This is a genomic window from Bordetella tumulicola, from assembly GCF_054779135.1.
The window spans coordinates 733,480-756,025 of the sequence record NZ_BAAGYU010000007.1; the positions used below are offsets into that span (position 1 = coordinate 733,480).

General features: G+C 58.1%; 21 protein-coding genes. 15 read left to right on the forward strand and 6 right to left on the reverse strand.

All coding sequences use genetic code 11. The annotated features are described in order from the left end of the window. Positions 1-241: 241 nt before the first annotated feature. The gene (hpxZ, locus tag ACYVDM_RS11775; RefSeq protein WP_415787023.1) at positions 242-616 is read left to right on the forward strand and encodes an oxalurate catabolism protein HpxZ; all 375 of its coding nucleotides are present in this window, start codon (positions 242-244) and stop codon (positions 614-616) included. A gap of 33 nt (positions 617-649) precedes the next feature. On the opposite strand, the gene ACYVDM_RS11780 is transcribed toward hpxZ, so the two are convergent. Continuing rightward, positions 650-940: an addiction module antidote protein gene (locus ACYVDM_RS11780; RefSeq protein WP_415787021.1), complete on the reverse strand. Its 291-nt coding sequence runs from the start codon at positions 938-940 to the stop codon at positions 650-652. Between the two features lie 77 nt (positions 941-1,017). After that, positions 1,018-1,314, reverse strand: a complete 297-nt coding sequence (locus tag ACYVDM_RS11785; protein ID WP_415785608.1) for a type II toxin-antitoxin system RelE/ParE family toxin — start codon at positions 1,312-1,314, stop codon at positions 1,018-1,020. A 328-nt stretch (positions 1,315-1,642) separates the two neighbouring features. Here ACYVDM_RS11785 and ACYVDM_RS11790 point away from each other — a divergent pair, with 328 nt between their 5' ends. From ACYVDM_RS11790 to ACYVDM_RS11840, 11 genes are all read left to right on the forward strand, one after another. Beyond that, on the forward strand, positions 1,643-1,912 hold the full coding sequence (locus tag ACYVDM_RS11790; protein WP_415785606.1) for a hypothetical protein: 270 nt from the start codon (positions 1,643-1,645) through the stop codon (positions 1,910-1,912). A gap of 4 nt (positions 1,913-1,916) precedes the next feature. Next, positions 1,917-2,372, forward strand: coding sequence for a YaiI/YqxD family protein (locus tag ACYVDM_RS11795; RefSeq protein ID WP_415785604.1), 456 nt, complete (start codon positions 1,917-1,919; stop codon positions 2,370-2,372). 414 nt (positions 2,373-2,786) lie between these two features. Then, positions 2,787-3,821 carry a BMP family protein gene (locus ACYVDM_RS11800; protein ID WP_415785602.1) on the forward strand — a complete coding sequence of 345 codons (1,035 nt, stop codon included), beginning with the start codon at positions 2,787-2,789 and terminating at the stop codon, positions 3,819-3,821. Then, positions 3,818-5,347 (forward strand): ABC transporter ATP-binding protein, encoded by a 1,530-nt coding sequence (locus ACYVDM_RS11805; protein ID WP_415785600.1) that lies wholly within the window; start codon positions 3,818-3,820, stop codon positions 5,345-5,347. Before ACYVDM_RS11800 ends, ACYVDM_RS11805 begins: the two co-directional genes overlap by 4 nt. Positions 5,348-5,364: 17 nt before the next feature. Continuing rightward, the gene (locus tag ACYVDM_RS11810; protein ID WP_415785598.1) at positions 5,365-6,438 is read left to right on the forward strand and encodes an ABC transporter permease; all 1,074 of its coding nucleotides are present in this window, start codon (positions 5,365-5,367) and stop codon (positions 6,436-6,438) included. A gap of 11 nt (positions 6,439-6,449) precedes the next feature. Then, positions 6,450-7,400, forward strand: a complete 951-nt coding sequence (locus ACYVDM_RS11815; protein ID WP_415785596.1) for an ABC transporter permease — start codon at positions 6,450-6,452, stop codon at positions 7,398-7,400. 48 nt (positions 7,401-7,448) lie between these two features. Further along, positions 7,449-8,723, forward strand: a complete 1,275-nt coding sequence (locus tag ACYVDM_RS11820) for an amidohydrolase family protein (RefSeq protein ID WP_415785594.1) — start codon at positions 7,449-7,451, stop codon at positions 8,721-8,723. A 145-nt stretch (positions 8,724-8,868) separates the two neighbouring features. Beyond that, positions 8,869-9,756, forward strand: a complete 888-nt coding sequence (gene yghX / locus ACYVDM_RS11825) for a YghX family hydrolase (protein WP_415785592.1) — start codon at positions 8,869-8,871, stop codon at positions 9,754-9,756. 1,015 nt (positions 9,757-10,771) lie between these two features. Beyond that, complete coding sequence (locus ACYVDM_RS11830; protein WP_415785590.1) at positions 10,772-11,737, forward strand: ABC transporter substrate-binding protein; 966 nt, start codon at positions 10,772-10,774, stop codon at positions 11,735-11,737. A gap of 203 nt (positions 11,738-11,940) precedes the next feature. After that, on the forward strand, positions 11,941-12,969 hold the full coding sequence (locus tag ACYVDM_RS11835) for a quaternary amine ABC transporter ATP-binding protein (protein WP_415785588.1): 1,029 nt from the start codon (positions 11,941-11,943) through the stop codon (positions 12,967-12,969). Next, the gene (locus ACYVDM_RS11840; protein WP_415785586.1) at positions 12,966-15,035 is read left to right on the forward strand and encodes an ABC transporter permease; all 2,070 of its coding nucleotides are present in this window, start codon (positions 12,966-12,968) and stop codon (positions 15,033-15,035) included. The genes ACYVDM_RS11835 and ACYVDM_RS11840 overlap by 4 nt, the downstream gene beginning before the upstream one ends. Positions 15,036-15,120: 85 nt before the next feature. Here the strand turns inward: ACYVDM_RS11840 and ACYVDM_RS11845 are convergent, their stop codons facing one another. The 4 genes from ACYVDM_RS11845 to ACYVDM_RS11860 are packed head-to-tail and all read right to left on the reverse strand — an operon-like array spanning position 15,121 to position 18,876. Further along, a complete protein-coding gene (locus tag ACYVDM_RS11845) occupies positions 15,121-15,969 on the reverse strand; it encodes a polysaccharide deacetylase family protein (protein ID WP_415785584.1) in 849 nt (282 codons plus the stop codon). Between the two features lie 53 nt (positions 15,970-16,022). Beyond that, the gene (locus tag ACYVDM_RS11850; RefSeq protein ID WP_415785582.1) at positions 16,023-16,997 is read right to left on the reverse strand and encodes a Bug family tripartite tricarboxylate transporter substrate binding protein; all 975 of its coding nucleotides are present in this window, start codon (positions 16,995-16,997) and stop codon (positions 16,023-16,025) included. Positions 16,998-17,036: 39 nt separating this feature from the next. Beyond that, entirely contained in the window at positions 17,037-17,918 is an 882-nt protein-coding gene (locus ACYVDM_RS11855; RefSeq protein ID WP_415785580.1) for an alpha/beta fold hydrolase, read from the reverse strand. Positions 17,919-17,937: 19 nt separating this feature from the next. Next, positions 17,938-18,876, reverse strand: a complete 939-nt coding sequence (locus tag ACYVDM_RS11860) for an alpha/beta fold hydrolase (protein WP_415785578.1) — start codon at positions 18,874-18,876, stop codon at positions 17,938-17,940. Positions 18,877-18,973: 97 nt separating this feature from the next. Between ACYVDM_RS11860 and ACYVDM_RS11865 the strand changes: the two genes are divergently transcribed. The 3 genes from ACYVDM_RS11865 (at position 18,974) to ACYVDM_RS11875 (ending at position 22,510) form a co-directional block, all read left to right on the forward strand. After that, positions 18,974-19,864: a LysR family transcriptional regulator gene (locus tag ACYVDM_RS11865; RefSeq protein ID WP_415785576.1), complete on the forward strand. Its 891-nt coding sequence runs from the start codon at positions 18,974-18,976 to the stop codon at positions 19,862-19,864. A gap of 308 nt (positions 19,865-20,172) precedes the next feature. Beyond that, positions 20,173-21,063 (forward strand): ankyrin repeat domain-containing protein, encoded by an 891-nt coding sequence (locus ACYVDM_RS11870; RefSeq protein WP_415785574.1) that lies wholly within the window; start codon positions 20,173-20,175, stop codon positions 21,061-21,063. A gap of 142 nt (positions 21,064-21,205) precedes the next feature. Then, the gene (locus ACYVDM_RS11875; protein WP_415785572.1) at positions 21,206-22,510 is read left to right on the forward strand and encodes a tetratricopeptide repeat protein; all 1,305 of its coding nucleotides are present in this window, start codon (positions 21,206-21,208) and stop codon (positions 22,508-22,510) included. Positions 22,511-22,546: the final 36 nt, after the last annotated feature.

Here is a 22,546-nt window from a genome sequence, read left to right on the forward strand (position 1 = left end):
CTTATTCCGTAGTTTACATTCTTTACATCCTGGCCCTAGGAGAAACCCTGACGCCAATGGCGAGAGATATTGCATTTGATTACTGAACAAGGGGCAGATTGTTCATGCACCCTTCAGTGCGGTAGAGCAATCAATTCCGAATGCGTATGCGCGGCCGCGTATCCTAGACACTGTCGCAACCGAGTTTCATCGAAACTAAGAAGCGCAGCCTAGAAATATTCCAACGTGAGGTGCGGCGGTGATTGAGATCAACTTGCCCGATGTGGTGGCCGAGGTCCGCGAGCAGTTCGATCGCTACGAAAAGGCCCTGACGAGTAACGATGTCGCGGTCCTCGATGAACTGTTCTGGGACAGCCCCCATACCCTGCGCTATGGCGCAGGAGAGAACCTATATGGTTATGAAGAGATCCAGGCCTTTCGTACCGCTCGGCCCTCGCAGGGCTTGGATCGAGAGGTGCTGAAAACCGTGATCACCACCTATGGTCGGGATTTTGCGACCTGCAATCGGGAATTTCGACGAGAGGGTGTGGCCGGGACCGGGCGTCAAAGCCAGACGTGGGTGCGTACGCCGCAGGGATGGCGGGTGGTGGCTGCGCATGTCAGTCAGTTGAAGTAATTACTGCGCTCGCCGCCTACCACTCTGTGGCTGTCAGATGGAGGCGTGCAGCCGTAATCCGAGAGCACGTGTCACTTTCAAAATCGTTGAGAACTCGGGTTCGCGTACACCTGACAGTGATTTGTACAAGCTTTCTCTAGATAGGCCTGCCTGCTTTGCGACTTTGGTCATTCCTTGTGCTCGTGCAATGTCACCGAGGGCTTTGGCGATAAAGGCCGCATCCCCATCACTTTCGGCAATGCAGGCATTGAGATACAGCACCATCTCCTCGGGCGTACGAAGTCGCTCGGCGATGTCATATTCTCGTGTTGTCAATTTTTTCATAGAAGCTCCTTTGGGAGCGTTGCGTGGCGAGACCGATATAGCACTTTCCTGCCCGAGTTCTTGAAGCGTGTTGAGGCTCATGGCAATTGATCATTCATTTGATAAGCCGCCTTTATGTCTGCCTTCTGTGTTGATTTATCGCCTCCTGCCAGCAGTAGCACGATCGTTCCATGCTGCATTTCAGTGTAATAAACCCGATATCCCGGCCCAACATCGATCTTCAGTTCGGATACGCCTTTTTGCAGGTTGCGATGAGATCCGGGATTGCCAAGTGAGAGCCGTTTAATCCGAGCCTGTATTCGTGCACGAGCAACGAGATCCTTAAGGTTTTCCTCGAACTCATCGTATCTTTTGGTGCTGTGTACTTGTTTCATAGGCAAGCGAAGAATGCTCACCTACCAGTATTCAGCCGGATACACTTAGTGTAGCCTTGTGGCTACGTTCTTTCAAGGTGAGCAATTATGAGGAGCGATTGCTGATCGATGGCAATAGTGTGGCGATTGCCCTATACCTGGTCTATTCGTAGATACCGAGCTGATGCGAATCCGAGGGCACGTGCTCGCCGTATGCTCTAAGATGCGACCTGTCGAATTTGCCGATGGGTAAATCGCGTTTTTTGCCGGAGGATTGCCCCGCGGCAAGGAAGCCCCATAAGGGGGCGCCACCTTTGTGGCATACGTGGGCGTATATCTCTGGATTTTTATGAAAAAGACCGATCTCGAAAAAAATAAAGCCCTGAAGTTGATGGGGAAATTGAATGCCTCTATTCCGTCCGGCCGTTATGCCGCGGGGGCAGCGCCGGCGCTGGATCGTCGCGAGCAACGTCGTCTGGATCAGGCCGCCGGTCTGGTGTCATTTCCGGTCAAACTGCGTCAGCCCGTGATCGACGCCTTGCGCGCCAAGGCCGAATTCGATGAGGTCAGCGTCAACGATCTCATCAATACGCTGTTGACCGACGCCCTGAAAGCCTGACGTTATGCATATTTGGGTGGACGCCGACGCTTGTCCTGTCGTGATCAAGGAAATCCTGTATCGCGCAGCACAACGGTGGCAGCGTTCGTTGACGCTGGTGGCGAATCAGATGCTGCATACGCCACCGTCACCTTTGATACGTGCCGTGCAGGTGCCGCGGGGCTTTGACGTCGCGGACGACTATATCGTCCAGCACGCGTCAAAGGGTGATCTGGTGATTACGGGGGATATTCCTTTGGCCGCCCAGGCGCTCGAAAAAGGCGCCCTGGTGCTCAACCCTCGCGGTGAGCGGTATACCGAGGACACCATCCGAGAGCGGTTGTCGGTGCGAGACATGATGGAAGAACTCCGCAGTGCCGGCATTGATACGGGCGGGCCAGCGGCATTTAGTCAGGCGGATCGGCGTACGTTTGGCAATGCCCTGGATCGATTGATGATGGCGCAGGCGCGACTGAAATAGCGACCCGTCGACGGTTCGTTGCTTGACCGCCTGGGTATGGCGGCACAAGTTCTCAGGTTGTTATTTTGCGCACCATTATTGTGCTTATGCACTGAAATAATGCATTTATCGACCGTGTTTTTGGGTTCATGCCCCAGGCTAAGGCGGTCTACGCTCAAGAAAATGTCTACAATCTCGTCCGGTTTGGTTTTATGACTCATCGCGACGGGCGAGCTAAGCGGCATGCATTTTCTGCCGCCGGCACATATTTTGCTTCTTTCCAGGCGACCGTAAACCCAACCATTGGGTCCATTACGTCAGATGTTTCACTAGATCAGCCCCTTCCTATCTTGTGCACATGGCGCGAGTTCGCGTCTGGGGGACTCTGAGGCGAACGTCGACGTTTACTTTTCATTCCGCTTGGGAGCCTGAATCATGATGCTTGAAACCCTTCCGTCCGTGCCTGCATTTGCCCGTCGCGGTGTGCTGAAGCTGGGCTTGGCCACCGCTGGCGTGTTCCTGATGTCCGGTCTGGTACAGGCTCAGGACACGGCGGCCAAGATCAAGGTCGCAGCGGTGTACACGGTCCCGGTAGAGCAGCAGTGGGTGTCGCGCATTCACAAGGCTTTGAACGCCGCCAAGGAAAGGGGCGAAATCGAATACGTGTTTTCGGAAAACGTCAGTAATGCCGACTATGAACGCGTGGTGCGCCAGTACGCGGAGCAGGGCAACAAGCTGATCTTGGGCGAGGCCTTTGCCGTCGAGTCCGCTGCCCGCAAGGTGGCCAAAGATTATCCCGAGACAGCCTTCCTGATGGGTTCCTCGGGCAAACCCCAAAAACCAAATTTCTCGGTGTTCGACAACTACATCCAAGAGCCTGCCTACCTGACCGGCATGATTGCCGCTGGTGTCAGTCAATCGGGCAAGATCGGCCTGGTCGGCGGTTATCCGATCCCCGAAGTCAACCGCTTGATGCATGCTTTCATGGACGGGGCCAAGGAGATCAATCCTCAGGTGAGCTTCACGGTGTCGTTCATCGGCTCCTGGTTTGATCCCCCAAAGGCCAAGGAAGCCGCCTTCGCCATGATCGACAATGGTGCGGACGTACTGTATGCGGAGCGCTTCGGCGTGTCGGACGCCGCCAAGGAACGCGGCAAGCTGGCCATCGGCAACGTCGTGGATACGCAACCGCAGTATCCGGAGACGGTCGTGGCGTCGGCCCTGTGGAATATGGAGCCCACCATCGACCACGCGCTGGCCCAAGTCAAGGCAGGCAAGTTCGAGGGCGAGGACTACGGTCAATATTCATTGATGAAGTTCAAGGGTTCGGCGCTGGCGCCGCTGGGTACATTTGAGAAGAAAGTACCCGCCGATCTGATGAGCAAGGTCGAGGCTAAGCAAAAGGCTATTCTCGAGGGTAGCTTTGTCGTCAAGGTGGACAACAGCGAACCCAAGTCCAGCGCGAAATGACGGATACCCTGGCCCTGCGACTTGAGGGCATTACGAAGCGCTTTGGCAGCTTGACCGCGAACGATGCGGTTTCGCTGAGCTTGAAACAGGGTGAGGTTCTCGCCCTGCTGGGGGAAAACGGCGCGGGCAAGTCGACGCTGGTGTCCATTCTGTTTGGGCATTACATCGCTGATGCTGGCCGCATTACGGTCTATGGCCAGGTATTACCGCCAGGTCGGCCGGATGCCGCGCTGGCCGCGGGTGTGGGCATGGTCCATCAGCATTTCACGCTGGCGGACAACATGAGCGTGCTCGATAACGTCATGGTCGGCACGCAATCGTTATGGACGCTGGCCTCGGGCCGTGCGCGGGCGCGGCAGCGTCTGGTCGAGCTGGGCCAGCGGTTTGGCCTGGGCGTCGACCCCGATGCGCCGGTGGGTACGCTGTCCGTCGGCGAAAAGCAGCGTGTCGAGATTCTCAAAGCACTGTATCGCGGCGCGCGCATTCTCATCCTTGACGAGCCCACTGCCGTGTTGACCCCGCAAGAGGTCGAGGGCTTGTTTGCGACGTTGCGCGGTTTTGTGGCCGAGGGGCTCGCCGTCATTTTCATTTCGCACAAACTGGACGAGGTCATGGCCGTGTCGCAGCGCGTCGCGGTGTTGCGGCAAGGCCAGTTGGTCGCCGAGCGCGATACGGCGTCGACCAACGCGTCGGAACTGGCCGAGCTGATGGTCGGGCGCAAGGTCGTCATGCCGCGCGCACACAACGCCGAGCCGCGTACGCAGGCGGCGCCGGTAGTCACACTGTCGCAGGTCACGGTGCGCAATAGCGCGGGCGGCGCGCCGTTGCTCGACAGTGCTGATCTGACCGTGCATACCCATGAGATCGTGGCGGTGGCCGGCGTAGCCGGTAATGGCCAGCAGGCATTGGTCTCGGTGCTCAATGGCTTGCGCCAGCCCGATGACGGCACGATCCGCCTGGGGCCGGCGCACGCGATGGCGCCGCGTACGCCCGCGGGTTGGACGACGGCCGGCGTCGGGCGGATCCCTGAAGATCGGCACCACGAAGGGGTGATCGGGGATAGTCCCCTATGGGAAAACGCGATTATTGAAGATCTGGACGACAAGCGTTTTACGCGGTTGGGCGTCGTACGTGCCCAAGCGGGCCGTGCTTATGCCCGCGAGTTGAGCGAGCGCTTCGATGTGCGGGCAGCCTCGCTCGAGGTGCGCACGCGGAGCTTGTCGGGCGGCAATATGCAAAAGTTGATCCTCGGTCGCACGCTGGCGCGTCAGCCGCGCTTGATCGTGGCGGATCAGCCGACCTGGGGCCTGGACATTGGGGCTGTCGCTTATGTGCGCGAGCAATTGCTAGCGGCCCGTGAGCGAGGGGCGGGCATCTTGCTGGTGTCCGAAGATCTCGAAGAAATTTTTGCGCTGGCCGATCGCATCGCAGTCATGTGCGGCGGAAAAATCATCGCGGTCAAGCCCGTGGGGGCGTGGACGCCTGCCTCCGTAGGCTTGGCCATGACCGGCACTGTGCCTGTCTGACGGCGAGTTACTGACCTATGAATTTTTATCTGGAACGACGTACAGAGCCCAGCCGCACGGCCCTGCTGGTGGCACCATTGGCCGCGATTGCGTTCACGCTGTTGATCTGTGCGCTGCTGGTCGCGTGGGCCGGTGCGCCGGTGGGGCGCACCTATGCCTTGCTGTTCGAAGGTGCATTCGGCTCGCGCTTTGCCTTCTCGGAAACCTTGATGCGCGCCACTCCCCTGATGCTGACCGGGCTGGCGTGTGCAGTGGCTTTTCGGGCGCGTTTTTACAATATCGGCGCCGAAGGACAGTTGTATTTCGGCGCGCTGGCCGCCGTCGCCGTAGGCGGCATGCATGGTGGCAGCGGCTTTGATTTGCCAGTACCCGTGCTATTTGCCTGCATGATGATCGCCGCCGCGTTGGCAGGCGCACTGCTGCTGTTGATTCCCGCAATACTCAAAACCCGTCTTGGGGTGGACGAGGTAGTGACCACGCTGCTGGGCAACTTTATTGTGCTGCTGTTTGTGTCCATGATGCTGGATGGCGCGATGAAGGACCCGATGGCAATGGGCTGGCCGCAATCCGTGGCCCTCAATCCCGATCTGGAGTTTTCCAAACTGATCGCCAAGACCCGGACGCATACGGGCCTGCTCTGGGCACTGGGCCTGGCTGTGGCCCTGTGGCTGATCAATCGCTATACCGTGTTTGGCCTGCAGATGCGAGCGGTGGGAGCGAATGCGCACGCCTCGCGCTTTTTGGGACTGCCGGTGACGCGCGTCATGCTGGGTACGGCGATGCTGTCAGGCGCATTGGCCGGCCTGGCCGGCGCGATTGAGGTCGCGGGGCGCACCAGCTATGTGACGCTGGATATGTCGCCGGGCTATGGCTATACCGGCGTGGTGGTCGCCATGCTGGCGGGCTTGCATCCCCTGGGCGTGGTCGTCGCGAGCATCTTTGTGGCGGGCATGCTGGTGGGCGCCGACAGCATGAGTCGGGCGATTGCCGTACCGAACTATATTGCCGACGTCATCGTGGCCGCGTCGTTGTTGTCCATGCTGGTGGCCACCTTGTTTGCGCAATATCGGCTGCGCCGCAAGCAGGCCTGAAGGAGACGAGCATGGAATGGATGGATTTACTGAGCTCGAGCGCCTTCTGGGTCGCGGTACTGCGTTTGGCGACGCCGCTGATCCTGGGGACCTTGGGCGTCTTGCTGTGTGAGCGGGCCGGGGTGTTGAACCTGGGCATCGAAGGCATCATGGCGGCTGGGGCTTTCACTGGATGGCTGGTGGTGTATCTGGGCGCGCCGTTGTATGTCGGCGTGTTGGCCGCCGCACTGGCGGGCATGGTTTTCGGGCTATTGCATGCCGTGTTGACCGTACCGCTTGGTTTGTCTCAGCACGTGTCCGGCCTGGGGGTGACCCTGCTGGCCACCAGCGTGAGCTATTTCGCGTATCGGGTCACGTTCCCGAGCGTGACCACGCCGCCGACCATCACGCCGTTTCCCGAGATGACGTTTTTCTCGGGGATTCCGGTGATTGGACCCATTCTGGCGGGTCAGACTGTGATGACCTTGATCGCACTGATCGCGGTGCCCGTGATCGCCTGGGTACTGAACCGGACGCCGCTGGGCCTGGCGATACGCATGGTGGGAGAGAACCCTGCCGCGGCCGAAGGGCAGGGTCTGTCTGTGACCAAACTGCGCATGGGTGCGATTGTCGCGGGCTCGGCGCTGATGGGCGTAGCCGGCAGTTTTTTGACGCTGGCGGCCTTTAACGCATTCTTTTTTAATATGGTGAACGGTCGCGGTTGGGTATGCGTGGCGTTGGTAGTGTTCGCCTCGTGGCGGCCGGGCAAGGCCCTATTGGGTGCCTTGATTTTTGCGTTCTTTGATGCGTTGCAGTTGCGCCTGCAGCAGGGCGGCACCCATCTGCCTGGTCTGCCGGAATTACCCTATCAAGTCTATTTGATGCTGCCGTATCTCTTATCGATTTTGGCGCTGGTTCTGATGGCGCGCCGCGCCGCATATCCCCAGGCGCTGATGAAACCCTACCGCAAGGGCGAGCGTTGAGCACCCAGCCGGTGTCCCGCCACCAAGACGATTTAAAAAGGTTTTGACATGCTCGATCTGATTATCAAGAACTGCAACCTGGCCAATGGCCAAACCGGCGTCGATGTCGGCGTGCAGGACGGCCGTATTGTGGCGATCCAGCCTGCGCTGCAGGCATCGGCCGGCGAGGTCGTTGATGCGCAAGGGCAGTTGCTCAGTGCGCCCTTTATTGACCCGCACTTCCATATGGATTCGACCTTGTCCTACGGGCTGCCGCGCGTGAATCAATCCGGCACCTTGTTAGAGGGCATTGCGCTGTGGGGCGAACTAAAGCCCTTGCTCACGCAAGAGGCGTTGGTGGAACGGGCCTTGGCGTATTGCGATTGGGCGGTGGCCAATGGTTTGCTGGCAATCCGCTCGCATGTAGATGTCTGTGATTCGCGCCTGTTGGCGACCGAGGCGTTGTTGCATGTGCGCGAGCGGGTGAAACCGTATCTGGACCTGCAACTGGTGGCCTTCCCGCAAGACGGCCTGTTGCGTTCGCCGGGAGCCATGGACAATCTGACACGGGCGCTGGATATGGGGCTGGATGTCGTGGGCGGTATTCCGCACTTTGAACGGACCATGGCCGATGGCGCCGAATCCGTGCGGCTGCTGTGCGAGATCGCTGCCGAGCGCGGTCTGCGCGTGGACATGCATTGCGATGAAACCGACGATCCCATGTCGCGCCACATCGAGACACTGGCCTACCAAACGCAGCGCCTGGGGCTGCAGGGCAGGGTGAATGGTTCACACCTGACATCAATGCATTCGATGGACAACTACTACGTATCCAAGCTGATCCCGCTCATCCGCGAGGCCGGCGTGTCGGCGATCTCCAACCCGCTGATCAACATCACGATCCAGGGCCGTCACGACACCTATCCCAAGCGTCGCGGCATGACGCGTGTGCCCGAACTGCTCGAAGCCGGCGTGACCGTCGCCTTTGGCCAGGACTGCGTGATGGACCCCTGGTATAGCTTGGGGTCCGGCGATATGCTCGAAGTCGCCCACATGGGGCTGCACGTGGCGCAGATGACGGGGCAGGACGCCATGAACGCCTGTTTCGAGGCCGTGACGACGGCACCCGCCAAAATCCTGGGCCTGGATGAGACGGGCATCGATGTCGGCAAACGCGCGGATATGGTGCTGTTGCAGGCCGGCAGCCCCGTGGAAGCCATACGCCTGCGCGCGACACGCCTGCATGTGTGGCGCGGCGGGAAACGCGTGGCGAGCACGCCGCCGGCGACGGCGTCGTTGATGCTTGAGGGCCGTCCACAGACCGTGGATTTTCGGTCCAGGTAGTTCCTCGGTTGACGTGGATTTTTGGTCGCGGTAACGGCATCGAGGGTATGATTAATCGCAGCTAGTCATCAGGATGCCGTACGGCTCGCGTACGGTGGCCCGGTACAAGATGTCTCGGTACAACACCACGACCTCGGAGATCCCAATGACCCGCCTTACCGCCCGCGATTTTTCCCCTGAATTGCTTGAGCTTTACGACGGTTATGTCCATGGCCGGATCAGCCGGCGCGATTTTCTCGACCGCGCCGCCATGTATACGGTCGGGGGCCTGACGGCCGCAACGATATTGTCATCGTTGAGCCCGGACTACGCCCTGGCACAACAGGTGCCGTTCACCGATCCCGAGATCATTGCCGAATACATCGAGTATCCGTCACCGAATGGCCATGGCGAAGTGCGCGGCTATCTCGTGCGCCCCAAGGCCGCCAGTGGCAAAGTGCCCGGCATCGTGGTGGTGCATGAAAACCGCGGCCTGAATCCCTATATCGAAGACGTCGCGCGACGTGTCGCCAAGGGCGGATACGTGGCACTGGCGCCGGACGGACTGAGCTCGGTAGGTGGCTATCCCGGCAACGACGACAAAGGCCGCGAACTGCAGGCAAACATTGATCCCCAGAAATTGATGAACGATTTCTTTGCGGCGATCGAGTATGTGCGCGCCAGTGACCTGACGACTGAAAAAGTCGGGATCACCGGCTTTTGCTACGGGGGTGGGGTGGCGAATGCGGCCTCGGTGGCCTATCCCGAGCTGGCCGCCGCCGTACCGTTCTATGGGCGGCAGGCCAAGCCCGAGGACGTCTCGCGCATCAAGGCGCCATTGCAGTTTCATTTTGCCGAAACCGATCCCAACGTCAACGGCACCTGGCCCGCCTATGAGGCGGCCCTGAAGGCCGCGGGTACGACCTACGAGGCCCATACCTACCCCGGCACCAACCATGGCTTTCACAATGACTCAACGCCACGTTACGACGAGGCGGCGGCCAAGCTTGCCTGGGAACGGACCATGGCGTGGTTCCAGCAATATCTGGCGTAGGTAAAGGTTTGTCGCGTTGGCTTATCGCGGCGGCTGGTTAACGGGAATTCGCGGCCAGAAATCAGGCATCGGTGGCAACATATCCGGCATGATTGGTCGCGGGTCCGCGGGGTTCGGTCCGCGGATATCGGGCATCGGCAATCGGGGATCATCAAGCGCCGATCGAGGAATGGGTTGCATGCACCACAGGCCACCTCGCGCGGTGGGCGTGCGTACCGTTGGTCTACGAGGTCCGCTGGCCCGATGGTGAAGGGCGATGCGTGTCGGCTTATGGGTGCTCATGTTTTCATCCTGTTTCAATACGATCTCAGATCGTGGTAATTTAATATTGCAATAAATTGACTATAATTGTTATAATTTGGCAATTATATAGAAATTATCGCGAATGCCCCATAAGTGGCTGTATTTGTCGCGTTTTTATTTGGAACCAGATAGGTATCGTCGCACCCAGGCATAACCTCAAAATCCAGTCGTTCGAGGCTCGAACTAGCAGCCAATCCCGGGACTAATATGCATAAAGTGCTTATTTCTAGTATCATGCATAGGTTCATGCAATAACACGGTCGTAATTTCGGTCAACCACATTGTGGTCAACTAGGTTGTGACCGGCCAAACGGTCTTTGTTGACCGACCAAATGTCGCGTACGCGGCACCTTTGTTGTTTTCAAATCATCCACATACCCGGATGTCATGCACGACGGCCGAATTCGCGTAAGGCGATAACGCAGTCATGCGGTGGGTAGCGCTGGAAATAGTAATTCCCATTCGATTTGTCTGAAGTAAATCTGGCATTTTGAACTGTTTGGTTTTACTGCGTTGGCAACACGCTTGCCAGCGCGTGCTCTATTGTGCGCGTTAACCGAGCCATGGCTTGGTTTCTTGCTTTTGCTTTCGCACGACAGCAAAAGCAGTTGCGTTTCTGACGAGTGGGCCGATCGCGCATTGCGAGGTTGGCCTATTAATCGAAATCTGAGACGAGTGATCCGTTGCTCTCTCAAACGTGGAGGAAGTTCCCTTGAAAAAACTCAACCAATTTGGCCTCGGAATGCTGCTGACCGGCGTTGCGATCAGTGTGCCCGCCTATGCGTTCACGCCCGAATCCAGCGACCCGATCAAGATCGTGGACAACAATTGGTCGAGCCAAAAGGTGCTCGCTCGCGTCGCGCAACAATTGCTTGAAAAAGTCGGCTACGAAACCAAAATTGTGCCCTCCGACAGCCAGGGACAGTTTGCGGCCATGGGCCTGGGCGATCTGGATTTACAGATGGAAGTCTGGGAAGGCACGATGAACGACAGCTTCATGAAAGAGGTGAAGGCGGGTCGCATGGTCGACTTGGGCAGTCACACCGCCACGACGCGGGAAGACTGGTGGTACCCCGACTACATGGAAGAAATCTGTCCCGGTTTGCCGGATTGGAAGGCACTGAATGCGTGCGCCGCCAAATTCGCGACACCCGAGACGGCCCCTAAAGGACGTTACCTGGCAGGCCCGGTTGATTGGATCAAGCACGACAAAGAAAAAATCGAAGCCTTGGATCTGAACTTCACCGTGGTCAATGCGGGCTCTACCGCCGCGTTGTTTGGCGAATTGAAATCAGCCGCCTCGCGTAAAGAGCCGATTGTGCTGTTCAACTGGTCGCCCAACTGGGTGGGGGCTGCATTTCCCGGGAAGTTCGTCGAATTTCCCGAACACGAAAAAGCCTGCACCGAAGATCCGAAGTGGGGCAGCAATCCCGACAAGACCTACGATTGCGGGTCGCCCAAGGGTGGCTATCTGAAAAAGGCCGCTTGGTCAGGCTTTGAGGAAAAATGGGCTTGCGCCGGCCAGTTGATCAAGAATATCAACTTCACCGGACCGATGATCGATCAGGCCGCTGCATTGGCGGACGTTGACGGTTTGTCGCATGACGCCGCGGCCACCGCGTGGATTGAAAAGCACCCGGACCAGATAGCCGCCTGGATGCCCGCTTGCGCTAAATAGCACCCGACGGCGCGTGGTCATGGTTACGTGGCCACGCGCCATTTGTGGTTGACGGCGCACCGTGCGGCGCGCCGTCCTGGCTCAATTTCGAACCTTCCGACACTGCGTAGTTCTTTGTTCTGAATCAGCTCTGATTTGCTGACGCCGCTGATGCTGTCGGAAGGTGACTGCGCTTCTTGCGCATTTACTCGGCAGATCACGCTATGAGCGATTCGATAAAAATATCTTGCAAAAATCTATGGCAACTGTTTGGTAAAGGTGCCCACGGTTTTCTCGACAAACATCAGCACAACCCCAGCAATGCCGATTTAGCATCCGCGGGGTTGATCGCGGCGGTACGCGATGTCAGTTTTGATGTCTATGAAGGCGAGATTCTGGTCATCATGGGCTTGAGTGGTTCAGGTAAGTCCACGCTTATCCGTTGTTTGACGCGCTTAGCCGAGCCTAGCGCCGGCCAGGTGCTGTTTGACGGCGTTGACCTATTACAAGCGTCGCGCAGCAGTCTGACCGATATTCGTCGCCGCAAAATGGGCATGGTGTTCCAGCACTTTGGTCTATTGCCGCATCGCACCGTACTGGAAAATATCGCTTTTCCGCTCGAGATCCAAAACGTACCTAAAGCGGACCGCTTGGCCAAAGCAAGTGAGTTGCTGGCGACGGTCGGTCTGCAAGGGCGCGAACACAATTTTCCGCGTGAACTATCGGGTGGCCAACAACAGCGTGTCGGTATTGCGCGCAGTCTGATCGGCGAGTGTGATGTGTGGTTCCTGGACGAGCCGTTCTCGGCGCTTGATCCGTTGATCCGGCGAGAGATGCAAGACGAATTTATCAGCCTGCAGTCCCGCTTGAACAAAACCATTGTGTTCGTCACACATGACTTTGACGAAGCCGTCCGGTTGGGTAACCGCATTGCCATCATGAAGGACGGCCGCCTGGCGCAGATCGGCACGGCCGAAGACCTGTTGATGGCGCCAGCCGATAACTATGTGAAAAAATTCGTACAACATGCGCCGCGCGGTAAATTGATTACGGCACAGAAAATCATGGTGCCGATAGGCCCCGGCGAATCGAATCTGACGGTGGGCCAAAACGCCATCAAAGGCACAGACGTACTCGAGAACATCGCGCGCCGGGTGATCGAAGCTGATCGCGATTTGCCTGTCGTCAATGCGGCGGGTGTGCTGGTAGGGCAGGTCGGCCGTGAACATCTTGCACGGGCGTTGTTCCAATGAGTCATACCGCCACTTTGACCGATAACGCCGGTAACGCCGCTGACCATATCGAACGCCGACCTGCCGTGACCACCACCGGCGTTGCGACACAACCCGTAAATGAGCGTATCCGAACCGTCAGCAACCGGCCTTTGTATTGGATCGCCGCGATCGCCATCATTGTGCTGGGCCAATTCGCAGTGAGCCGACTGGATTGGGTCGCACGCTATCCCTCCGAATGGATCTTGCCTCTGAAAGACTGGATCGATTCGTTTTTTGAGTGGCTAGTGTACGGGGCCCGCTTCTTTGAAGGCACCGCGCTGGAGTTCAAGCCGCGCGATGTGACCCGCGGGCTCTCGGGCTTGCTGGCATATCCGTTGGCATTTTCAGATTCACTGTTTTTTTCGGGCTTCTCTAAGCAAGTGCCCGCCTTGCCATGGATTACGGTTGCCGGTTTGGCTGCGCTGCTGGGGCATTGGCTGGGCGGCTGGCGCAGTGCATTGCTGGGGGCCGCCTCGTTTACCTATCTGGCATTGTTCGGCGTGTGGAAGCCGTCCATGCAGACGTTTGCGCTGGTGCTCGTGACGGTGCCTCTGGTCTTTTTGATCGGATTGGTGGCCGGGATATTGATGAGCAAGAGTCCGCGCTTTAGGAGCACGGTTACCCCGCTATTCGATATTTTGCAGAGCATGCCGCCCTTTGCGTATCTGGTACCCATTGTGGTGCTGTATGGCGTGGGCGACGTGCCAGCCATGATCGCGACCGCTTTATTCGCCGTGCCACCCGTTGCACGTTGCATCGCGCTTGGGCTGGACAGCGTGCGCCATGGCGTGCTCGAGGCAGGCCGGATGATGGGCTGCACACGTTGGCAACTATTGTGGCGCGTGCAGATGCCGGCCGCACGATCCGTGCTATTGGTGGGCCTGAATCAGGGCATCATGCAGACGTTGGCCATGATTGTCTTGGCCGCGCTTATCGGCGCATCGGGGCTCGGCAGCCAGTTGTTGACGTCATTGCAGTCGCTGCGCTTGGGCGAAGCGCTGGAACAGGGGATCGCGATTGTTGTGATCGCCGTGGTACTCGACCGCTTTAGCCGCGCCTATGCATTGAAGCAACCCGTATATACCGATCCCAACCTCGGCTGGGGCCGGCGCCATCCGTACTTGGTGCTGGCTTTCGCGTTTTTGGTGGTCAGCATCCTGCTCGCTCGCATTGTGCCGGATCTGGTGTTATTGACTGATAAGCACAGCATCACCACGGCACCATACTGGAATGCCGGAATCGACTGGATCAACGTGCATTTGTACGAATCGGTCCAGGCATTTCGTAATTTCACGCTGCTTCAGATCCTGATTCCCACCCGCAATTTTTTCCAGGCGATTCCCTGGGTGACGTTTGTCGCCCTGATCGCTTTGCTGGGATACCGACTGGGTGGCTGGTCGGTGGCGCTGACCGCCGGCCTGCTTATTTTGTTTCCCGCGGTCACGGGTCTTTGGCACGAGACGATGACGACGCTGTATATGATCGGTTCAGCGGCCGTGGTGTGTATCAGCGTGGGTTTCGTGATCGGGCTGATTGCATCACGTACCGCGGGCTGGTCTCGCGTGGCGGCGGGTGTGTGCGATTTCTTTCAAACCTTCCCGTCGTTTATTTATCTGATCCCGGTCGTGATGCTATTCAAGGTCAGTGATCTGTCTGCCATCATTGCGGTGCTGCTGTTCGCGGTGGTGCCGATGATCCGCTACACGATACTGGGGTTGCGTGGCGTGCCTACCCCCATTATCGAGGCGGCGACGCAGCAAGGCGCGACGCGATTGCAGCGGTTGGTAAAGGTAGAGCTGCCCATCGCGCTGCCTGAAATCATGCTGGGCGTGAATCAGGTCATTTTCATGGCCTTGTTCATGGTCGCGATCACCGCCTTGATCGGAACCCAGGATTTGGGATCTGAAATCAACGCGGCGCGTTCGGGCAACGAAATAGGCAAGGCGCTGATCGCCGGCTTGTGTATCGCGTTCCTGGGAATTGCCGCTGACCGCTTGATTGGCGCGTGGGTCAAACGCAAGAAAAAGGCGTTGGGATTGGCCTGAGGCAGGGCAGGACAGCAAGGTATGGCGTGCTGACTTTCGGCGGATGCGCCATACGTTGTCTGGTAATTGCCAGGAAGGCAAGCTCTCAGCCCTCGCGCTGTTGTGTCCACGCTGCGATTTCCGATTTGGTCGCCCACCATACCCCTTCGTGCCCGCGCGCATATTCTAGGCAGCGCCGCAACGTGGGGATCAGCGTAGGACGGCCCGCCATGTGGGCGTGCAGGGTGATCTCGGTCCATTTGGGCCGACCTGCCTGGCCTTCGCGATACAACTCATCGAAGGTGTCCTTGAAACCATCCCAGATGATGCCGGGCGGATTTCGGCCCCAGATCCACATCCACAAATCGTTGTGCGGCAAGTTGGTGCGCGGCATGATGACAAGAGGGCCGTGCGCAGTCTGCCGAACGAACGGCAGGTCGTCGCTGGCATCGTCGGCGTTCCACAGGTAGCCTTCCTGCTTCAGGAAGTCCAGGGTATTGGCCGAGCCGGCACTGCCTGGGCTGGTCCACCCCAGCGGCGCGCGGCCGGCGGTCTCGGTCAGTACGCGTGTGCAGCGGCGGATTTCTTCCAATTCGGCCGCAGGGTCGTCATCGCGCATCAGCACGTCGTTGGCCCAGGCATGCCCCGCTACTTCGTGGCCGGACTCGACCAGGGCGCGGATCACGTTCGGGTGACGCTCGGCCGCCAAGCCGTTGGTCGAGACATTGCTCTTGATGCCGAACTCGTCCAGCAAGTCCATCAGGCGCCAGATGCCGGACTTGGCGCCGTACTCGGCGTAGCTCAGCGAGAAATGGTCGGTCTTGTTGGCGGTCTTCTCCAGCGTGATCTGGCTGTGGTTCACAAAGGATTCGAACGCCAGCGAGACCGAGACCGCGATGTGTTCGCCGCCCGGCCATTGCCAGTCACGGGGGTAGCGAGAAGCAGGTTTGCTCATGGTATGCCCTGTATCGGCCGCCGTATGCGCGGCGGTCGTTGTTGAGAAGACGCTTACTCGGGTTGGATACCGGCCTGGCGCAGCAGCCCGGCGTAAAGCTCCATCCGGTTGGTCACTTGTTTGTCCAGTACGGACGGCGGGCCGCCACCGATGTCCAGCGCCAGCGTGGCAAAGCGCTCGCGGATTTCCGGCTCTTGCAGCACGGCGTTGAATGCCTCGTTCAGCTTGGCGATCACGGCGGGCGGCGTGCCCGCCGGGGCGTAGATGGCCGCTTGGATGCCGCCGTCGAAGTCGTAGCCCGGATAGCCGGACTCGGCGATGCTGGGCAGGTCGGACAATTGCGGGATGCGCTTGGGGCTGGTCACGGCCAGGCCTCGCAGCTTGCCCCCCTTGATCAGTTCGGCAGCCTGTGGGGGACCGAGGAAGGCGGCCTGGATTTCGCCCGAGTACAAGCCCGCGATGATTGCGCCGGCCCCTTTGTATGGCACGTGCAACATGCGCGCGCCGGTGGCACGGTTGAAGTATTCCCCAGCCAGATGCAGCAGATTGCCATTGCCAGCCGATCCATAAGCGATCGAATTGCCGGGCTTCTTGGCCAGTTCGACCAATTCCTGCACGGATTTGGCCGGTACTTGGTTACCCACCACCAGCACCAGCCCGGGCGAGTTGCCGACGTAAATCACCGAAGCGAAATCGTGCACGGTGTCGTAGGGTAGTTTCTTGTAGAGACTGGGATTGATAGTGTGGGACGTTGGAGCCAGCAGCAGCATGTAGCCGTCCGGCGGTGCGCTGGCCACCGCGCCAGTGCCGATGATGCCATTGGCGCCGGCGCGATTTTCCACCACGATAGGTTGGCCCAGGCGTTCCGACGCATGCTGGGCCAGAATGCGCGCCACCATGTCGGTGGGACCGCCCGGACTGAACGGCATGACCAAGCGTATCGGCCGATCGGGAAAGTCTGCCGCCGTGCCGGGTGATGCAAGCAGGGCAGACGTCAGGGCAAGGCAGGCTGCCAGTAATCGCTTCATGATGTATTCCCCTGTTGTATGCGTTTGGTGGCCGTTGGCTCAACGCACAGCGTCCGAGAACGCGGAAATGATGCCGTGAAAGACCTCGGGTTGTTCCCGGAAGGGCAGCGCGCCCGCCCGGTTGATCAAATGGAAATGCGCTATGGGCTGGTGTTGCGCCAGGATGCGGTATAGCCATAACCCCTGGTCTATGGTCCCGGTGGGATCGTGCGTGCCCCACACTACCTGCACCGGCACGGGTACGCCGGGGCCGCGGCAGAATTCGAACAGGCGGGCTTTAGCGCGGGCCACCGAGGTATTCCAGGCTTGCCGGGTGATCGGATCGGCCATGCGCTCGGCGGCCACTTGGTGCGGGGCTTGCTGCGCGGCCTGCACGCAATCGTCAAGCATGCCCCGTACGTGATGCGGCGAATAGGACAGACGCTCCAGCGCCCAGCGCTGGGACGTGCGCGACCCCAGTGGTTGCGGCGGGTAGGCCAGCGCTGTGTTCTCGACGCCGTCTCCGGTGGGGGCCGCAGCTACCGAAGACACCACGCTGACTGCTTCGATGTAGCCCGGTTGGCGGCAGGCTAGCAGCAGCGCGGCCAGGCCGCCGGTATCGTGTGCCACCAAGTGACAGCGGCGCATGCCGGTGGCGCGCACGACGGCGTCTATGTGATCGGCCATGGCGTCGATAGTGTATGGCGCATCCAGCGCGTCGCTACCGCCGAAGCCCGGTAGATCCAGCGCCAGTACCGCGCTGTCTTCGGCGAAGCGCCCGAGCGCCGCGCCCCAGATATGGGCACCGCTGCTGTAGGGCGTCAAGCCTGGCGCGCCGCCATGCACGAACACGGTGGCGGTGTGGGCCTCGCGGTCGCGCAAAATGCGGGCAGCCAGGCCGTCGATGGCCAGTGTGTGGGAATGTAGGGCAAGGGTAGTCATGGATGCACCATTCATGGAATCACCTACCCGGCGCAGGCTGCAGGGCAAAGAAACGAGCGAGCAAGGCGTTGAATTGCGCGGGATGCTCGCGGAACGGAAAATGGCCAGACTCGTTGATGACATGGAACTGCGCATCGTGCTGGTGGCGCGACACCATGCGGAACAGTTCCATGCCGCGCTCTAGCACCGCAGTGCGGTCGTTGTAGCCCCATATGATCTGCATCGGGCGCTGTAGCCGCCCCTCGTCCAGCCAGCGCAAGGTCTGGCCTTTCTGGTGCGCCAGCTCGGGCAGGAATACGCGTTCGGCCAACCCTTCGGTTGCCATCTTCTGCACAGTGTGGCGGTACTTCTCCAAAGACAGGATATGCATGACAGCATCTATCCATTCTTCGGTTACCACACCGGGATTATGGCTGTAGTTTTCATACACCCAGCGCACCGCCTCGCGGCTGCCGCGCCGATGCGGCGGGTTGCACAGCACGACCTCGTTGGTGCCTACGCCCGGGCTCAGGGTGCCGCTGTTGACGATGGTGAGTGTGCGCACCGCATCATGATGCTGCAGGGTCATGCGGGTGGCCGCATAGCCGCCGCGCGAATGGCCCACCAAGTGCACCGGCGGCAGGTCCAGGGCACGCAGAAAGGCGGCGGCGTGGTCGACCACTGCCTGCATGGTGTAGTGCTCGTCACGCTCGGGATTACCGGTTTCCCCCTGACCCAGCTTGTCGAAGGCGATGGCACGATAGCCAGCCTGGGCCAACGGCTGCAGGTTCAGGCTCCAGGTGTAGGCACTGGAGGCACCATCGGCCATGCCGAAGTTGCCGCCATAGACGAACACTACGGGTTCGCCCGTACCTGCCTCAAAATAGCGGGTACGTACACCGGCCACATCTACCCAACGTCCTTCGGGCATGGCGTGGCGCGTGGCGGCAACGGTGGGTTGCGGATCTGACTGTGTCATGTCGTCGGTCCTGTGTCGAGTCAAGGCAAGATTAAGAACAGTGCCGTAAATCGTCCAATATATAATTGGCACCACCGTAATGCTAAAAAGGTATTACATGGAATTGCGCCAGCTTCGATATTTCCTGGCCGTTGCCGAAGAGCTCAGTTTCACGCGTGCCGCCGCTTTACTGCATGTGTCGCAACCGCCGGTCAGCCGCCAGATCATGCTGCTCGAGGCCGAGATCGGCACGCAATTGTTCGAGCGTTCCAAGCAGTATGTGCGGCTTACCAGTGCGGGCCAGCATTTCTACGACCAAGCGCGTACGCTGGTCGCGGCGGCCAATGCCGCGGTGGTGTCTACGCGGCGTGTCGCGGCGGGGCAGGTGGGTAAGATATCCGTTGGCCTGGGCGGTACGGCCGCGCATGTATTTCCCGACACGCTGGCGCTATTCCGTCGCCACCATCCCGAAGTGGAACTGGTGCTTAATCCACTTAACCTGGCGTATCACCATGCCGCGCTACTTGAAGGCCGCATCGACGTGGGTCTGGTTGTGCTGCCTATGGATAACGACGAACTCGAAACGCGCAAGCTGATACGCATGCGCCTGCTAGCGGCGCTACCGGCAGGACATGGGCTGGCAACGCGCCGCAAGCTGTCGCTGCGCGACCTGGCTAGCCACGATTTCATTATGGTGCCTTGGACCAAAGGCCGCGGTTTCGGGCGCTTGACCATGCAAGCTTGCCGGCGCGCGGGCTTCGTGCCCAACGTGGTCCAAGAAGCCGAACCTATGGAATCCGTGCTGGGCATGGTGGCCGCGGGCGCGGGGGTGGCGGTGGTGCCCGAATCCATGGAGCACCTGTATGGCAGCAAGGTTGCGTATCGCCCGATCAAGGAATACTACGCCGCGGCCGACATTGCCATCGCGTGGCGCAAGGGCGATGGTTCGCCCATCCTGCGGGCGTTTCTGGCGTGCTGCCCGGGCCGCAGCGCGCCCAAGCGCGGCTAATGAAAGGAAACCGCCATCTTGGTCAAACCCAGCACCTGACACGCCGCCTAAAAGACTTGGATAATTTTGCCAGATCTGTTGTAGCAAGACCCGCTGTACAACGCAAAACAGGGCACTACATCGCTAAATGTAGTGCCCTGTTTCTATCGGGAATTTTGGTGGGCGGAGGACTACCAAAGTGTCTCTTAAAAGCCGCATAAATACTATATTTGGAATTTTTTAAGCTTCTAAATACCGTCAAAAATACCGTCACACAAGTGTTGCTGATTCGTATATATTTCGTTTCTTTTGTGTATAAATAAATACGAATGCGCAAATTGACTGGCTTGACTTTATTGGTGGCAGGGTGCGTTGTGTTCTCTTTCGCTAGGGCTGAAACATTGACTGCCGAGGGCCTTAGTCAAGCGGCGAGGTCTGGCGATTTGGCAACAATACGGCAGTACATAGCAGCTAAATTTGATCTAAACAAAATGAGCGGGGGCGTTCCTTCCATAAACATAGACGGAAGTCCGCCGATAAGTGCTGCTGCGGCCAATAAGCAATGCTCTGCAGTGAGGCTCCTGCTGGAAGGTGGGGCACGAGCTGACACGAATAGTAAGTACGGCTTTACTCCCTTGACCTTAGCAGCTCAGTCAGGGGCGACTGACTGCGTACAGGCATTGCTTGAGAAAAGACCTAGGATAGATGTCAAGACGGCTCCAGACGGCGACACTCCGCTAATTCTGGCGTCATATCAAGGACACTTAGAGGTGGTCAAGCTTCTCGTCGCTGCTGGCGCTAGTAAGACAATAAGAAACGGCGATGGTGACAATGCGCTATCTGCGGCCAAGACCCTGGGAAACTCAGTGGTTGTTTCGTATCTCAACGGCGTTGATTCTGCTAAAGGAATACGGTCTCAATCCAACGGAAAGACAACGACGGCGGCATCGTCATCCAAGCCGTCCTCGAATGCTTCCACAAAGGGCCTTCTGAGGGATGGGTACATCATGTGCGAGAGTGAGCGAGCATTGAATGATGGTACACAACTAATCATTCAGGGGAAGAGGGGCCTGTTAGGTAGCGTGGGTTGCTATTCCACCTTAGCCACATTCGACGGCGCTGTTTTGAAGAAAGGACTAACACGGTCGGAAGTTTTATTGAGGTTTCCCAGTGGGGACTCTGCTCGTGTGTGGGTTCAAAGTGAAGCGCTAAGCAAATAGCTTAGATAATTCTGCGGTGCAGGACATCCGTAATTTTCAACGTCAATTCCTTAGACGCATAGATGTTCATGTGAATAAGTAGGACGAGTGTATCAATGTTCATCGTTCTTTTAACGTAAACAGCATGAGATAGGGGCGTTCCATGGCATTGACGAGACAACATGGTGGAAGAATGCTGAAAGTTAAGTCGCGAAAGTTGGTAGTGTCGGCAATTTTAGGGGCAATCGTCTTTTTGAGTGCTGGATGCAAAAGTAATGCAGAAGTGGTTGATGGTATCAATGCATATAACAACAAAGACTACGGACGTGCCGTTGAAATTTTCAAAAAAAATGAAGGGAATCCAGAAGCAAAATTCTATTTGTATCGCATGTATTCAGGCGGACTAGGTGTCGAAAAGGATAAGCATCTGGCCACTAAATATTTGGAGCAGGCAGCAATAGATGGATGCGTCGAGGCAATGGAAGAGCGAGGCTATCTCATGGTGTTTGTGGAGGGCGGTTCTCCCTCGCGCGTAGAGGAGGGACTGGCGTTGCTTACCAAAGCCAAGGATCAAGGTTACCGACCCGCTATGGCTGATCTTGGAAGATATTACATATCGCTGCCCGACAGAGAGAAGGCGTTAAAGGGGCTCCAGTACTTAGAGCAGGCCAACGTTGCTTGGGAATTGGCAATGGCATATCGATATGGGGGTCCCGCATTCGAGCGCAATCAGGCCAAAGCCTTGGGTTATTGGAAGGCTGTGGAGGCAGACCCAACGGTGAAAGAAAAAATGCGTACCACAGCGGCATTTCTCATTGATGAGCAATCTTATTATGGCTCTGGGACCCCTGAAAACGCTGCTTTCGCAGCTCAACGGCTTTCAAAACGGTCAGATCCACAGGCTAGGGCGTTATATGCTTGGATGCTGTTTCGAGGCGATGGAGGTTTAACTAAAAATCCGAAAGCTGCTGTGCAGATTTGGGAGAAGTTGAAAGATGATGGGGGTGCGCAGCGAATAGGCTCTCGGGAAAGGCAATATGTGGCCTATGGCTTGGCTATTGCATCTAAGATGGGGCTAGGAACATCGGTTACTTCAGGCAAGGTGGAAAAACCACTACCTCTACGTTCTCCGATGGAGCCCATGACCTCGTGGTGCGTGATCCTCATGAAGGAGGGGTTAGTTGATAAGCCGAGTATACCTAGTCGAGAGTGTGGGGATTGGAAAGGCGTGCTGACTCAAAGTTACGAGGCGCCAGGGCCAAGCCCTTATCAAGAATTAAGAATGCGTAGTTTGTTGATGGTATTTGGCGATGTATTAGATGAAGAGAAATACCAGCAGGAAGCGATAAGAGCTTTCAGTATGCTAGGTTACCCACCTGATTCGCAGGTGATTCAACAACAGATAGAAAAATGGGCTCCCCGCCGTGCTGCTGCTCTGCTAGAGCAGGCGAGAACTTCGTCCAAGTGATGAGGATGGTTGGCTGTCGAGAGACAGGACTAGACG

Excerpts from the sequence above, each read along its gene's own strand:
- ACYVDM_RS11780 (WP_415787021.1), bottom strand. The coding sequence starts at position 940 with ATGAAAAAATTGACAACACGAGAATATGACATCGCCGAGCGACTTCGT.
- ACYVDM_RS11785 (WP_415785608.1), bottom strand. The coding sequence starts at position 1,314 with ATGAAACAAGTACACAGCACCAAAAGATACGATGAGTTCGAGGAAAAC.
- ACYVDM_RS11790 (WP_415785606.1), top strand. The coding sequence starts at position 1,643 with ATGAAAAAGACCGATCTCGAAAAAAATAAAGCCCTGAAGTTGATGGGG.
- ACYVDM_RS11795 (WP_415785604.1), top strand. The coding sequence starts at position 1,917 with ATGCATATTTGGGTGGACGCCGACGCTTGTCCTGTCGTGATCAAGGAA.
- ACYVDM_RS11800 (WP_415785602.1), top strand. The coding sequence starts at position 2,787 with ATGATGCTTGAAACCCTTCCGTCCGTGCCTGCATTTGCCCGTCGCGGT.
- ACYVDM_RS11805 (WP_415785600.1), top strand. The coding sequence starts at position 3,818 with ATGACGGATACCCTGGCCCTGCGACTTGAGGGCATTACGAAGCGCTTT.
- ACYVDM_RS11810 (WP_415785598.1), top strand. The coding sequence starts at position 5,365 with ATGAATTTTTATCTGGAACGACGTACAGAGCCCAGCCGCACGGCCCTG.
- ACYVDM_RS11815 (WP_415785596.1), top strand. The coding sequence starts at position 6,450 with ATGGAATGGATGGATTTACTGAGCTCGAGCGCCTTCTGGGTCGCGGTA.
- ACYVDM_RS11820 (WP_415785594.1), top strand. The coding sequence starts at position 7,449 with ATGCTCGATCTGATTATCAAGAACTGCAACCTGGCCAATGGCCAAACC.
- yghX (WP_415785592.1), top strand. The coding sequence starts at position 8,869 with ATGACCCGCCTTACCGCCCGCGATTTTTCCCCTGAATTGCTTGAGCTT.
- ACYVDM_RS11835 (WP_415785588.1), top strand. The coding sequence starts at position 11,941 with ATGAGCGATTCGATAAAAATATCTTGCAAAAATCTATGGCAACTGTTT.
- ACYVDM_RS11840 (WP_415785586.1), top strand. The coding sequence starts at position 12,966 with ATGAGTCATACCGCCACTTTGACCGATAACGCCGGTAACGCCGCTGAC.
- ACYVDM_RS11845 (WP_415785584.1), bottom strand. The coding sequence starts at position 15,969 with ATGAGCAAACCTGCTTCTCGCTACCCCCGTGACTGGCAATGGCCGGGC.
- ACYVDM_RS11850 (WP_415785582.1), bottom strand. The coding sequence starts at position 16,997 with ATGAAGCGATTACTGGCAGCCTGCCTTGCCCTGACGTCTGCCCTGCTT.
- ACYVDM_RS11855 (WP_415785580.1), bottom strand. The coding sequence starts at position 17,918 with ATGACTACCCTTGCCCTACATTCCCACACACTGGCCATCGACGGCCTG.
- ACYVDM_RS11860 (WP_415785578.1), bottom strand. The coding sequence starts at position 18,876 with ATGACACAGTCAGATCCGCAACCCACCGTTGCCGCCACGCGCCACGCC.
- ACYVDM_RS11865 (WP_415785576.1), top strand. The coding sequence starts at position 18,974 with ATGGAATTGCGCCAGCTTCGATATTTCCTGGCCGTTGCCGAAGAGCTC.
- ACYVDM_RS11870 (WP_415785574.1), top strand. The coding sequence starts at position 20,173 with ATGCGCAAATTGACTGGCTTGACTTTATTGGTGGCAGGGTGCGTTGTG.
- ACYVDM_RS11875 (WP_415785572.1), top strand. The coding sequence starts at position 21,206 with ATGGCATTGACGAGACAACATGGTGGAAGAATGCTGAAAGTTAAGTCG.